Source organism: Tessaracoccus lapidicaptus (assembly GCF_001693815.1).
Taxonomy (GTDB): Bacteria; Actinomycetota; Actinomycetes; order Propionibacteriales; family Propionibacteriaceae; genus Arachnia; species Arachnia lapidicapta.
In genome coordinates, this window is sequence record NZ_MBQD01000026.1 from 39,612 (window position 1) to 52,971 (window position 13,360).

Genomic DNA, 13,360 nt, shown 5'->3' on the forward strand with positions numbered 1-13,360 from the left:
GGCTCAGACTCCTTCATCCACTGAGACGGCGGCGACGGTGACGGCCGCGCCGGGCACCACGGGCAGCCGCTCCCCCAGGCCGGGATTGAGCGGGACCCACACCACGTCGTCGACCATGCCGGGAGTGACCTCGAGCGGCAGCACTGTGCTGACGCCGCCGGCGCTCACCGTGGCGACCTCCCCGAGGCCCAGCCGGTCGGCGGTCGCGGGCGACACGCGGGCCACCGCGGGGCGGGCCGTGGCGCGCAGGGCCAGCTCATAGTCGTTGCCCTGGGACGCGTCGAGCAGTTCCCGCCAGCCGGCGGCCACGAGGCCCTGACCGATGGCCGCCGCCTGGTGCGCGGGGGCGGCGGGCCGCGTCCCGTCCCAGGCACCCAGCTCGGCGAAGTCCGCGTACGCCTGCTTGGACGCGCGGAACCCGAGCGTGGACCCCATGGCGTCGGCGAGCGCCGCCAGGATGCGCAGGTCGGTCATCGGCGAGGGGACGTTCTTGTTGACGATCCGGACGCGGCCGTGGCGGTGCTCCCAGTTGAGGAAGTGCCCCGACTGCTCCTCCAACAGCGCCGCAGGGAACACGACGTTCGCCCGCTCGGTGACGGCCGAGAGCCGCTGCTCGATGCTGATGACGAACTCGGCCGCCTCGAGGCCCGCGAGCGCAGCGGCGGGGTCTGCCAGGTCGGCGGGGTCGACGCCGGCGAGGACCAGCGCCTTCAGGCTGCCGTCGGCGGCGGCGGCGAACTGCTCGTCGGCACCGAGTCCTGCCTCACCGGGCAGCGAGGCCACCCCCCAGTGGGAGGCGACGTCGACGCGCGCCGAGGCGTCCGCGACGGGGCGGCCGCCCGGCAGCAGCCCGGGCAGGCAGCCGGCCTCGATGGCGCCCATGTCGCCGGCGCGGCGCGGGATCCACGCGAGGCGGGCCCCGCTGGAGTCCGCCAGCGCGCCGACGGCGCTGAGCAGCCCGGGCACCGTCGCGGCGCGCTCGCCGACCAGGAGGACCGTGCCGGCGTCGATGTCGGTGAGGGTGTCAAGCGCGGCGACCTCGCCGCCCGGCGCGACCGGCACCAGCGTCGCGGACAGCTTCTCCGTGCCGCGCGACGCGAACGGGGCCAGCGTCGTGACCTGGAGCCGGTTCTGGCGGACGGCCTTGCGCAGGCGCAGGAACACGATGGGCGACTCGTCCTCGGGCTCGAAGGCCACCAAAACGACGCGCGATGCGGACTCGAGATCGCCGTAGGTGACCGAGCCGGCCAGCGTCCCGCCGGCCACGCGGGCGGCGAGGAACTCGGCCTCCTCCGCCGACGCGGGCCGCGACCGGAAGTCGATGTTGTTGGTGCCGAGCACGACGCGGGCGAACCGGCTGTAGCCGTAGGCGTTCTCGACCGTCAGGCGGCCGCCGGTCTGGACGCCCACCGAGCCGGCCGCGGCGCGCAGACCGTGGACGGCGGCGTCGATCGCCTCGGGCCAGGACGCGGGCTGCAGCACGCCGTCGCGACGGACGAGCGGCCGGGTGATCCGGTCCTCACCACGGCTGTACATGAAGCCGAAGCGGCCCTTGTCGCAGCTCCACTCCTCGTTGACCGCGGGGTTGTTCCCGGCGAGGCGGCGCTTGACCTGGTGGTGCCGCTGGTCCGCGCGCAGCTCGCAACCGGAGGCGCAGTGCTCGCAGGTCACCGTCGTCGACACGAGGTCGAAGGGGCGGGCCTGGAAGCGGTACGCGGCCGACGTCAGGGCGCCGACGGGGCAGATCTGGACGACGTTGCCCGAGAAGTAGGAGTCGTAAGGGTCCTGCTCGTAGCTGCCCACCTGCTGCAGCGCCCCACGCTCCACGAGTGCGATGAACGGGTCGCCCGAGATCTGCTCGGAGAAGCGGGTGCAGCGGGCGCACAGCACGCAGCGTTCCCGGTCGAGGAGGATCTGCGCCGAGATGCTCACCGGCTTCGGGAAGGTGCGCTTCAGCTCGGTGAAGCGGCTCTCCCCCGGACCGTGCGACAGGGCCTGGTTCTGCAGGGGGCACTCGCCGCCCTTGTCGCAGATGGGGCAGTCGAGCGGGTGGTTGATGAGCAGGAACTCGAGCATCCCGACCTGCGCCTTCTTGGCGACCGGGGACGTGACCTGCGTGTTGACGACCATGCCCTCGGCGACCGGCATGGTGCATGACGCCTGCGGCTTGGGGAATCCGCGGCCGTTGCCGGCGTCGGGGATGTCGACCATGCACTGGCGGCACGCGCCGACGGGGTCGAGCAGCGGGTGGTCACAGAACCGCGGGATCGCGGTGCCGATCATCTCGGCGGCCCGGATGATCAGGGTCCCCTTCGGGACGCTGACCTGGGTGCCGTCGATGGTCAGGGTGACCAGGTCGGGCCGCGGCGCGACCTCCTCGCCCGTCGTCGTCTTGGTGTCGACGCTCATCGAATCTCTCCTTGCACGGCGAACAGCGCGCTCTTCTCGTACGGGAACAGCTCCCAGGCCGGCGTGTGGTAGCCCAGTTCGAACTCACTCCTGAAGTGCTTGACCGCACTGGTCACGCACGCCACGGCGCCGTCGGCCAGGGCGCAGAAGGAGCGTCCGCCGATGTTGTCGCAGATGTCGAGCAGCTTGTCGACGTCGCCCTCCTGGGCGGTGCCGGCCTCGAACTTCATCAGCAGCTGGACGAGCCACCAGGAGCCCTCGCGGCACGGGGTGCACTTGCCGCACGACTCGTGCTTGTAGAACTCGACGAAGCGCAGCGTGGTCCGCACGATCGACGTGGTGTCGTCGAAGACCTGGAGCGCCTTGGTGCCCAGCATCGTGCCGGCGCCGGCCATGCCCTCGTAGTCGAGGGGCAGGTCGAGGTGCTCGGCGGTGAGGATCGGAGTCGAGGAGCCGCCCGGGGTGAAGAACTTCAGCTCGTGCCCCTCGCGGATGCCGCCGGAGAGCTCCAGCAGCTGGCGCATGGTGATGCCCATCGGCGCCTCGAACTGGCCGGGCCGCGCGACGTGGCCCGACAGCGAGTACAGCGTGAAGCCGCTGGACTTCTCCGAGCCCATCTTCTTGAACCAGGCCGCGCCGTTGGCAATGATCGCCGGAACCGAGGCGATGGACTCGACATTGTTGATCACCGTCGGAGACGCGTAGAGGCCTGCGACGGCGGGGAACGGCGGGCGCAGACGGGGCTGGCCGCGGCGCCCCTCGAGCGAGTCGAGGAGCGCGGTCTCCTCGCCGCAGATGTAGGCGCCCGCGCCGGCGTGGACGATGATGTCCAGGTCGTAGCCCGTGCCGAGGATGTTCTTGCCGAGGTAGCCGGCCGCGTACGCCTCGCGGACCGCCTGCTGCAGCCGCCGGATGACGTGCAGGACCTCGCCGCGACAGTAGATGAACGCCGTGTGCGCGTTGATGGCGTACGACGAGATGATGACACCCTCCACCAGCGTGTGGGGGGTGGCCAGCATCAGCGGCATGTCCTTACACGTGCCCGGCTCCGACTCGTCGGCGTTGACCACGAGGTACTTGGGGTTGGGGTTGTCCTGCGGGACGAACGACCACTTCATGCCCGTGGGGAAGCCGGCGCCGCCGCGGCCGCGCAGGTTCGCCTCCTTGACGAGGTTGACGACCTCCGCCGGCTGCATGCCCAGCGCGGTCCGCAGGGCGCGGTAGCCACCGTTGGTCTCGTAGCGGGCGAGCTTCCAGGACTTGTCCTCACCCCAGTGGGCGCTGAGGACCGGGGTCAGCAGGTCGGTCACTTGGTGGCCTCCGGGTTCTGGGCGGCCGGCGTGGCGTCGGCCGTCGGGGCGGACCAGTTGTTCTCGCGCGCGATCTCGCGGCCCAGCAGCGACGCCGGACCCGCGGAGGGGCCCTCGTCGGCGCGGCCGTCCGGGAAGCCCGCCAGCACGCGCTCGGCCTCGCGCCACGACGTGAGGGTGGCGCCGCGGGGCGACACGACCTCCTCGCCGGCCATCAGCTTGTCGAGCAGGTCGTCGAGCTTGGCGGGGTCCATGTTGTCGAAGAACTCCCAGTTGACCATCGCCACCGGGGCGAAGTCGCAGGCCGCGTTGCACTCGAGGCGCTCCAGGGAGACCTGGCCGTCCGGCGTGGTCTGGTTCTCGTCGATGCCGAGCCGCTTCTTGGCCCGGTCCAGCAGCGCGTCGCCGCCCATGACCGCGCACAGCGCCGTCGTGCACACGCCGACGTGGTGCGTGCCGGCGGGGCGCCGCTTGTACATGGTGTAGAACGTCGCGACGCCCGAGACCTGCGCGGTGGTGATGCCGAGGATGTCGGCGCACACCTCGATGCCGCGGGGGCTGACGCGTCCGTCCACCGACTGCACGAGGTGCAGCATCGGCAGCAGCGCGGAGCGCGGCTGGGGGTAGCGGCCCGCCAGCTCGCGCAGCTCGGCGATGGTGGTGTCGTCGATGTGGCTCGTCTGGTCCGAGTAGTCGACGGAGCCGGACTCGGGGAAATGGCTAGTGAAGTGGCCGCTCATCGGTCCACACCTCCAAGGACGGGGTCGAGGCTCGCGATCGCGACGACGACGTCGGACATCATGCCGCCCTCGCACATCGCCGGGATGGACTGCAGGTGGTTGAATCCGGGGTCGCGGAAGTGGACCCGGTAGGGGCGGGTGCCGCCGTCGGACACGACGTGGCAGCCCAGCTCACCCTTGGGCGACTCGATGGCCTGGTACACCTGACCGACCGGGACCTTGAAGCCCTCCGTGACGATCTTGAAGTGGTGGATCAGCGCCTCCATGGACTCGCCCATGATGTGCTTGATGTGCTCGTTGCTGTTGCCCTGGCCGTCGGGCCCGAGGGACAGCTGCGCGGGCCAGGCGATCTTCGGGTCGTCGACCATGACGGGCTGACCTTGCGTGCGCTGGAGCCGGTCGTAGCACTGCTCGACGATCTTCAGGGACTCCCAGCACTCGTCCAGGCGGATGCGGAAGCGCCCGTAGGCGTCGTTGGTGTCCCACGTGACGGTGTCGAACTCGTAGGTCTCGTAGCCGCAGTACGGCTGGGTACGGCGCAGGTCCCAGTCGTAGCCGGTGGCGCGAAGGGGCGGCCCGGACATGCCGAGCATGGTCGCCGCGGTGAGGTCCATGACGCCCACCTTCGAGAGGCGGCCGATGAAGATCGGGTTCTCGTTGCAGAACGTCGCGTACTCGGGGAGGTGCTTCTTCAGCCAGTCGATGACGGTGCGCAGGTGGCTGAGCCCGTCCTCCGGCAGGTCGTTGGCCACGCCGCCCGGGCGGATGTACGCGTGGTTCATCCGCAGGCCGGAGAGGCCCTCGAGGAAGTCCAGGATCATCTCGCGCTCGCGGAAGGCGACCGTCATGACGGTGAGCGCGCCGATCTCCATGCCGCCGGTGCCCATGGCGACCAGGTGCGAGGCGATGCGGTTGAGCTCCATGACGAGGACGCGGATGATGCTGGCCCGCTCGGGGATGTCATCGGTGACACCGAGGAGCCGCTCGACGGCGAGGCAGTAGACCGCCTCGTTGAACAGCGGCGCGACGTAGTCCATGCGCGTGACATAGGTCACGCCCTGGGTCCACGTCTTGTACTCCATGTTCTTCTCGATGCCGGTGTGCAGGAAGCCGATGCCCGGACGGATGGACTCGACGGTCTCGCCGTCCATCTCGAGGATCAGGCGCAGCACGCCGTGCGTGGAGGGGTGCTGCGGGCCCATGTTGACGACGATGGTCTCGTCGCCGCGTTCGGCCTGCTCGGAGGCGATGTCGGACCAGTCCCCGCCCTGCGCCAGGTACACCCGGTCGGCGTGGACGTCGTCGGCGCCGGAGAAGACGTCTTCGGTCGCTGCGTGCGTGCTCATCAGGAGTAGCTCCTCCGGTTATCGGGGGCGGGGACCTTCGCACCCTTGTACTCGACGTCGACGCCGCCGAGCGGGTAGTCCTTGCGCTGCGGGTGGCCCTTCCAGTCGTCGGGCATGAGGATGCGGGTCAGTGACGGGTGGCCGTCGAAGATGACGCCGAACATGTCCCAGGTCTCGCGCTCGTGGTAGTCGACCATCGGGTAGGTCGCCACGACGGAGGGCACGTGCGGATCCTCCTCCGGGCAGGTCACCTCGAGGCGCACCCGACGGTTGTGGGTGTAGCTCAGCAGGTGGTAGACGACGTGCAGCTCGGAGCCGGTCTCCTGCGGGTAGTGCACGCCGGAGACGGACACGCACACCTCGAAGCGCAGGAACGCGTCATCGCGGAACTGCCGCGCGACGTCGGTCAGCTGCTCGCGGGGGACGTAGATGGTGAGCTCGTCGCGGTCGAACAGGACCCGCGCGTCACGCAGGGCCGGGATGACCTCGAGCGCGCGGCCGAGGACCGAGTCGTGCGGCTCGCCGAAGGGACCCTCGGAGCGGCCCGGCATCGCCAGGTCGCGGCGCAGACCGCCGTAGCCGGACGTGTCACCGGCGCCGCTGGACCACATGCCCGCCCGGCGGGCGAACACTGGCTGCGACTCCGGGGCCGCGGCCTCGGCCGGCAGGTTCTGCTCGGGCTGGGTCTCGCTCATCGCATGAGTCCCTTCATCTCGACCTTGGCGGGGGCGACCAGCGCGGCGCGCTCGGCATCCTCGATCGCGGCGGTCTCGTTCGGGCCGATGGGCCGGTGTTGCACCTTCTCGCGCAGCTTGAACATCGCGTCGATGAGCATGTCGGGCCGCGGCGGGCAGCCGGGGACGTACATGTCGACCGGCAGGAAGTGGTCACATCCCTGCACGATGGCGTAGTTGTTGAACATGCCGCCCGATGACGCGCAGGCGCCCATCGAGATGACCCACTTGGGGTTCGGCATCTGGTCGTAGACCTGACGGATGACCGGCGCCATCTTCTGCGAGACGCGACCGGACACGATCATGAGGTCCGCCTGGCGCGGCGAGGCGCGGAACACCTCCTGGCCCCATCGGCCGGCGTCGTAGCGCGGCGTGCCGTAGGCCATCATCTCGATGGCGCAGCAGGCCAGACCCATCGTGGCGGGCCAGAACGAGGCCTTCCGGAGCCAGCCGAAGACACCCTCGACCGTGGTCAGGAGGATGCCGCTGGGGAGCTTATCTTCGATACCCATTGGTGGTGGATTCCTCTCAATCCCAGTCGAGGCCCTTGCGGCGCAGGACGTAGAAGTACGCGATGAAGACGGTGATGATGAACACGATCATCTCGATGACCGCGAAGGTGCCCAGCTGGCGGTAGGCGACCGCCCAGGGGAACAGGAAGACGACCTCGATGTCGAAGATGATGAACAGCATCGCCGTGATGTAGTACTTGACCGGGAACCGGCCGCCGCCGACGGGCTGCGGAGTGGGCTGGATGCCGCACTCGTAGCTGTCGTACTTCGCCCGGTTGTACCGCCGCGGACCGAGGACGAGGCTGAGCGACATCGAGATCACGACGAAGATGGTGGCGAGCGCCACCATGCCCACGATCGGGATGTAAGGGTTCATCCTTGCTACTTCCTTCCGGTCAGGCCGAGGGCGCGGCCTTGCACAGTGCGTTGATGATGCGGTCCATGGCATCGCCGCCATGCGCGTCGGTGAGGTTGGCCAGCAACTTCAGGACGAAGCGCATCAGGGTCTTGCGGGGCAGCCCGTACTTGGTGCACAGGTGCATGATCCTCGGATCTCCGATGAGCTGGACGAAGATCGTGCCGAGCCGATAGTAGCCACCCAGAGACGACTTGAGCTGCTGGGGGTACGCCTGCATGGCCTTCTCCGCCGAGGAGGTGCCGGCACCGCGGGACAGCGCCTCGGCGAGCGCGGCGGCCGCGAGTTCGGCCGACTCCATCGCGTACGCGATCCCCTCGCCGTTGAAGGGGTTGACCATGCCGCCGGCGTCACCGACCAGGACGAGGCCGCGGCCGTAGTGCGGCTGGCGGTTGAACGCCATCGGCAGGGCCGCGCCCTGCACCTTGCCGACCATGTTCTGATCGCGGAAGCCCCACTCCTCCGGCGTGTTGTCCAGCCAGCGCTTGAGCAGTTCGCGGTAGTCGGTCTTGCCGAAGCTCTTCGACGTGTTGAGCACGCCGAGGCCGACGTTGGAGGTGCCGTCGCCCATGCCGAAGATCCAGCCGTAGCCCGGCATCAGGGTCGACTCGTGCGGCTTGCCGTCCCACAGCTCGAGCCAGGACTCGAGGTAGTCGTCGTGCGTGCGCGGCGAAGTGTAGTACGTCCGCACGGCCACGCCCATGGGGCGGTCGTCGCGCTTGTTGAGGCCCATGGACACCGACAGCCGCGAGGAATTGCCGTCGGCGGCGACGACGTAGGGCGCGCTGAAGGTCCGGCCGTCCTTGGTGCTGACACCGGTGATCCGGCCCGTGCGGTCGTCGAGCACCGCGCCGTCGACGTTGGCGCCCTCGATCAGCGTGGCGCCCTGCGCGACGGCGTGGCGGGCCAGTATGTCGTCGAAGTCCGAGCGCGGCCGCACGAGGCCGTAGGGCGGGAAGTCCGTCAGTTCGGGCCAGGGCAGCTCGAACGGCTCGGTCCGGCCGCCGTAGACGCGCAGCCCCTTGTTGTGGAGCCAGCCGTTCTCCTCGGACGTGTCGATGCCCAGCCGCGTCAGCGCACGGGTCGCGCGCGGGGTGAGACCGTCGCCGCAGACCTTCTCGCGTGGGAAGTGGGACTTCTCCAGCAGCGTGACCGACAGCCCGTGGCGGGCCAGATAGGCGGCGGTGGTCGAACCGCCGGGCCCTGCGCCGACGACGATGACGTCGGACTCGGTCGGGGTGTCGGCGGGCGCCGCGCCATCAGGCTTGGCGTTCGACATGCAGGACTCCTGTCTGGGGGCGGATCTCGGGGGTCAGTCTAGGGGTGCGCCGATAGTCAGACCAAACGGTCCGACACACCCACACCCGGTATTGACAAGGGCTTCTGTGACCCATTTACGCCATTACTACGTTGCGTAATCCATCACCCCTTGCCGGGCGCGGACGGCCCGTCCACGGCCACCGCGGGCACGCGCCCAGCGCGACCAGATCACGCCGAGCCGCTATGCTCGCGAAGGTGATTCTGGACTTCGGCAGCGCAAGGATGCGTGCGACCACCGTCGCCATCCCCGACCCCGGGCCGCTCGAGCGCTTCCTGCCCGAGTCGGCACCCGGATGCGCGTTCGTGCGCCGCGGCGACGGCTTCGTGGCGCTGGGCGAGGTCGCCCGCTTCGAGACCGACACCCTCGAGGCCGCCGACGTCTGGTGGGACGAGATCTCCGACCACATCGACCACGACTCCGAGATGCCTGGGGAGTTCGGCACCGGGCCCCTGGCGGTCGGCAGCTTCACCTTCGACCCCGACCGGTCCGAGGACCTCTCGGTCCTCATCGTCCCCGAGGTGATCGTGGGCCGGCGCGGCGAGTTGTCCTGGATGACGCGCCTGGGCCCCGCGCACCGGTCGACGGCGCTGCCTCCGGTGGCGGAGCCCACCCGCCGCCCTGGCGGGCTCGAGGTGCTGGGCGGCTCGATGGGCGAGGGCGTCTGGACCGACATCGTCGCCGAGGTCGTCGAGCTCATCCGCCGCGGCGAAGTGCACAAGGTCGTCCTCGCCCGCGACCTGCTGGTGCGTTCCGACGCCCCGTTCGACCTCAGGCACCTCTTCGGCCGGCTGCTGGCCGGCTACCCCATGACGTGGGCCTACCTCGTCGACGGCCTCGTGGGCGCCACGCCCGAACTCCTGCTGCGGCGCCAGGGCGGGCTCGTGACGTCGCGGGTGCTGGCCGGGACCGTGTGGAAGGACGCCGAGGGCACCGACCCGCTGGCCAAGGCCGCGGAACTGGCGCGCTCGCAGAAGGACATCTCCGAGCATGAGTTCGCCGTCGAGTCCGTGGCCTCGGCGCTGGCGCCCTACTGCCAGGCCATGAACGTGCCCGAGGCGCCGTCTGTGCTGAAGCTCCCCAACGTCATGCACCTGGCCACTGACATCACCGGCGTCGTGTGCCAGGAGGCCGGCGCGCTGACGCTGGCCGCGGCCCTGCACCCCAGCGCCGCCGTGTGCGGGACGCCGAGCCACCTGGCGCTCGACATCATCAGCGAGCTGGAGTCCCTCGACCGTGGCCGCTACGCCGGGCCGGTCGGCTGGGTCGACACCCAGGGCGACGGCGAGTGGGCCATCGCGCTGCGCGGCGGCCAGGTCCGCGCGACCGCCCCCTCGGAGATCCAGCTGTTCGCCGGCGCGGGGATCGTCGCGGACTCGTCTCCGGAGGCGGAACTCGCTGAGACCGCCGCGAAGTTCGTGCCGATGCTGCAGGCGCTCGGGCTGGACTGAGCCCGGTCAGGATTGACTGAGCCCGGTCAGCGCTTCCGCTGCACCTGGATCTTCTGCTTGCCCGCGGCGGGCGCACCGCTTCGACGCGCCCGCTCCTCCTCGAGCATCCGCTTCTGCTCGGCCTGCTGGTCCATGAGCGAGTCGCGATCGATGCCGCTGCGCAGCAGGGAGAAGGCGATCAGCGCGATGATCAGCGAGATCCACGCGGGCCAGTTGAAGACGATCGGCAGCGTGATGAGCGCCACCATGTCGATGCCGCGCAGGAGCGAGAACATGAGGCCCGGCGGCATGGCGCCCACCCCGGTGGAGACGATGGGGCCGGAGTAGTCGGCCGGTTTGGCCGACACCCAGCGCACCGCGCCGAGGAGGCCGGCCACGCCGGTGACCAGCGCGGCGGAGGCGGCGCTCACCGGGTCGGTCGCCACTCCCCCGGCGACGCCCAGGAAGGCGGGGAAAGCCCCGACGGTCCACAGGAGCGCCAGCACGGCTGGCACGATCATGGCGGCCGTGCGCAGCTGACCGGGATCGAACGGGAAGCAGCGCTGCAGACCCTTGGTGCGGGTCAGGACGCGCAGGGAGTTCATGAAGGGCACCAGCGCCGCCAGCAGCACCAGCGCGGAGATGGGCGGGTTCAGCATCGCCAGGCCCAGCGCCTGCACGGCGTAGGGCACGACGATGGTCGCGACGAGGGTGACCAGCGGCAGGGGCTGGCGCCACAGGCGCTGGACGTCGCGCATGACGAGCGCCGTCGTCCCGTGTCCGAGGCCGCGCGTCGGCCGGACGTGGCCGCGCTGCCGCGCCTTGGCCTCGACGAGGATGTCGCGGATGAGCGCGAACTCGAGCGCGAAGGCGGCGCCCTGCAGTCCGCTGATGAGCGAGCCACCCGACGTGAGGCGCTGGCGCTTGATGTTGCGCAACCGCCGGTACGCGAGGAAGCCGGCGGCGACGACGAGCAGCAGGCCCACCCCGGCGATGATCAGCGCGAGTTCCACGGCCAGCAGCGTGAGCCGGCCAAGGTCCATCCAGCCGGCGGCGCCGCTGACGAGCAGCACCATGGTGCCGATGGCCGCGGCCCCGATGAGCCACTGCACGCCGGTGACGATCCAGTGCCGGTCCAGGCCCTGCTCGGCGGCCGCGAACGCGATGAGCCCCGCGGCGCCCAACCCGCCCGCCAGCGCCCAGATCCCGATCTCGACGGGTCCGGAGCCGGTCAGCGCTGCGATCAGCGCGCCCGCGGCAGCGCCCAGCGCGCCCGCGGCGCCGATCGCGCCGAAGAGACGCCCGGCGAGGATGCGGCGTCGGTCCGTGGGCCCGTCCATGAGCCAGAAGCCCTCGGCCGCGGAGGCGGCGACGGGCCCGAACAGCCGCGACACGACCAGGGTGAACGCCAGCACGCCCGCCACCGAGGCCCACGGCAGCAGGCCGCGCGCCGCGACGCACCCGTCGGTGTCGCACACGGCCGCCGTCTCCTGCGCCTGGAGGATCGACGACACCAGCATCGCGCCGATGACGACGATCGAGAACACCATGACGTAGCCGTCGGACAGCGCCTGCCACAGGTTCCGGTCGGCGCGCCCGCGGCGCCAGTCGCGCATGAGCAGCTTGAGCTGCTTCTCGTCGACGACTCCGACGTCGGTGAGCCTCTCGTCGGTCAGCGGGCGCCCTCGAGGCGCAGCTCGCGGGCGCCGATGGCCTGCAGCAGCGCCGGCTCGTGGCTCGCCAGCACGATGGCCAGCCCGCCGTCGAGTTCGGCCTTGAGGCGCTCCCCCAGCCAGGCGACGCCCTCGACGTCGAGGCGCTGCTCCGGCTCGTCCAACACCAGCAGCTGGCGCGGCCGCACGAAGGCGGTGGCCAGAGCCAGGCGGCGGCGCTGACCCGACGACAGCGTGCTGGGCAGCTGCCCGGCCTGCGGCACGAGCTGCACCTCCTCGAGCACCTCGTCGACCAGCGCGTCCGGCTCGTGCAGGCCGTGGGCCCGCGCGAGGAGGTCGAGGTGCTCGACGACGCTGAGGTCGGGGAAGAAGTCGAGATCGTCGATGACGGTGGCGACGGCGCGCCGGATCTCGGGGTTGGTCTCGGTGACCTTGGTGCCGTTGACGGTGACGGTGCCCTCGTCCGGGCGGTCAGCGCCGACGAGGCAGCGCAGCACCGTCGACTTCCCGGCGCCGTTGCGCCCGGTCAGGGCCACCGCCTCGCCCGCGTGCACCTTCATCGAGAAGTTCTCGACGATGGTCACCGGCCCGTAGGACTTCTTGAGGTTGTCGACCTGGAGCACGACGTCTTTCTTAGCCACGCCCGCCATTGTGACCCATTGCCGAAGCGCGGGCACATCGGCCCGTCCGGGCCGCCCCACCGGGAGGCAGTTCGCCGCTCAGCCGGACAGGTCGTCGGCGAACCGGCGCAGCAGCTCCGCGACCCGCTCCGGGTGCGTGAGCGGGGCCAGATGCGTCGCCCCCGGCACCACCGCGAGGCGGGCCGTCGGGGCGAGCCTCAGATAGCGCCGCTCATCGACGCGCATCTGGTCGAACCGGCCGTTGACCAGCAGGATCGGGCAGGCGACGCGCGCGACGTCGGCGGGCCCACAGGACTGCGCGACCGCGCGCCACACGGCCGGCAGCGCCGGGTAGTCCGCGGCGTCGGGCAGCAGTGCCTCCCGCACGCCGAGCCGACGGGCCACCGCCAGCCGGACCCGGACCAGGGCCCGCGACGGGATCCGTCCGGCCGCGGCGGCGAACGCGCGGTAGGGGCCGGCCACGATCCCGCCGGGGTCGCCGGTGGCGCCGATGAGGACCAGCCCGGCCGGCCCGTGCCGCTCGGCCGCGTACCGCGCCGCGACGTAGCCGCCCAGGCTGTGGCCGACGAGGACCGAGTCCGGGCGGCCGGCGCCCGCCTCATCGAGGACGGCGGCCGCCCGGTCGAGCGTGAAGGCGTCGCGGCGCCGCGTCCCGTGTCCGGGCAGATCGACCGCCACGACGTCGCGGCCGCGCAGCAACGCCGGATAGTCGGCCCACTGGGCCGCCGACGACATCGACCCGTGCACGAGCACGAAGCGCGTGACCTGGCCGCCCGGGGGGTGCGTCATGCCCCCATCATGCCCGGTGGGCCGGGCATCTCGTCGCCGGCCA

At 71.0% G+C, this 13,360-nt stretch carries 12 protein-coding genes; 1 reads left to right on the forward strand and 11 read right to left on the reverse strand.

What is annotated here, in order from left to right; genetic code table 11:
- Positions 1-3: 3 nt before the first annotated feature.
- Genes BCR15_RS12885 through BCR15_RS12920 form a run of 8 tightly spaced genes read right to left on the reverse strand, consistent with a single transcriptional unit; the run spans position 4 to position 8,745 of the window.
- Positions 4-2,409: an NADH-quinone oxidoreductase subunit G gene (locus BCR15_RS12885; protein ID WP_068752624.1), complete on the reverse strand. Its 2,406-nt coding sequence runs from the start codon at positions 2,407-2,409 to the stop codon at positions 4-6.
- Positions 2,406-3,719 carry an NADH-quinone oxidoreductase subunit NuoF gene (nuoF, locus tag BCR15_RS12890; RefSeq protein ID WP_068752625.1) on the reverse strand — a complete coding sequence of 438 codons (1,314 nt, stop codon included), beginning with the start codon at positions 3,717-3,719 and terminating at the stop codon, positions 2,406-2,408. The genes BCR15_RS12885 and nuoF overlap by 4 nt, the downstream gene beginning before the upstream one ends.
- Positions 3,716-4,459, reverse strand: a complete 744-nt coding sequence (nuoE, locus tag BCR15_RS12895) for an NADH-quinone oxidoreductase subunit NuoE (protein ID WP_068752626.1) — start codon at positions 4,457-4,459, stop codon at positions 3,716-3,718. The genes nuoF and nuoE overlap by 4 nt, the downstream gene beginning before the upstream one ends.
- Positions 4,456-5,805 carry an NADH-quinone oxidoreductase subunit D gene (locus tag BCR15_RS12900; RefSeq protein ID WP_078920165.1) on the reverse strand — a complete coding sequence of 450 codons (1,350 nt, stop codon included), beginning with the start codon at positions 5,803-5,805 and terminating at the stop codon, positions 4,456-4,458. The genes nuoE and BCR15_RS12900 overlap by 4 nt, the downstream gene beginning before the upstream one ends.
- Positions 5,805-6,500, reverse strand: a complete 696-nt coding sequence (locus BCR15_RS12905) for an NADH-quinone oxidoreductase subunit C (protein WP_068752627.1) — start codon at positions 6,498-6,500, stop codon at positions 5,805-5,807. The genes BCR15_RS12900 and BCR15_RS12905 overlap by 1 nt, the downstream gene beginning before the upstream one ends.
- The gene (locus BCR15_RS12910; protein WP_068752628.1) at positions 6,497-7,051 is read right to left on the reverse strand and encodes a NuoB/complex I 20 kDa subunit family protein; all 555 of its coding nucleotides are present in this window, start codon (positions 7,049-7,051) and stop codon (positions 6,497-6,499) included. Before BCR15_RS12910 ends, BCR15_RS12905 begins: the two co-directional genes overlap by 4 nt.
- A gap of 16 nt (positions 7,052-7,067) precedes the next feature.
- Positions 7,068-7,427 carry an NADH-quinone oxidoreductase subunit A gene (locus BCR15_RS12915; RefSeq protein WP_068752629.1) on the reverse strand — a complete coding sequence of 120 codons (360 nt, stop codon included), beginning with the start codon at positions 7,425-7,427 and terminating at the stop codon, positions 7,068-7,070.
- A 19-nt stretch (positions 7,428-7,446) separates the two neighbouring features.
- The gene (locus BCR15_RS12920) at positions 7,447-8,745 is read right to left on the reverse strand and encodes a geranylgeranyl reductase family protein (protein WP_068752630.1); all 1,299 of its coding nucleotides are present in this window, start codon (positions 8,743-8,745) and stop codon (positions 7,447-7,449) included.
- 236 nt (positions 8,746-8,981) lie between these two features.
- Between BCR15_RS12920 and BCR15_RS12925 the strand changes: the two genes are divergently transcribed.
- Complete coding sequence (locus tag BCR15_RS12925; RefSeq protein WP_078920494.1) at positions 8,982-10,235, forward strand: isochorismate synthase; 1,254 nt, start codon at positions 8,982-8,984, stop codon at positions 10,233-10,235.
- A gap of 26 nt (positions 10,236-10,261) precedes the next feature.
- Here the strand turns inward: BCR15_RS12925 and BCR15_RS12930 are convergent, their stop codons facing one another.
- From BCR15_RS12930 to BCR15_RS12940, 3 genes are all read right to left on the reverse strand, one after another.
- Positions 10,262-11,830 (reverse strand): DUF6297 family protein, encoded by a 1,569-nt coding sequence (locus BCR15_RS12930; RefSeq protein WP_256094656.1) that lies wholly within the window; start codon positions 11,828-11,830, stop codon positions 10,262-10,264.
- 56 nt (positions 11,831-11,886) lie between these two features.
- Positions 11,887-12,537 (reverse strand): heme ABC exporter ATP-binding protein CcmA, encoded by a 651-nt coding sequence (ccmA, locus tag BCR15_RS12935; RefSeq protein WP_141680140.1) that lies wholly within the window; start codon positions 12,535-12,537, stop codon positions 11,887-11,889.
- A 69-nt stretch (positions 12,538-12,606) separates the two neighbouring features.
- On the reverse strand, positions 12,607-13,317 hold the full coding sequence (locus tag BCR15_RS12940; RefSeq protein ID WP_068752633.1) for an alpha/beta fold hydrolase: 711 nt from the start codon (positions 13,315-13,317) through the stop codon (positions 12,607-12,609).
- Positions 13,318-13,360: the final 43 nt, after the last annotated feature.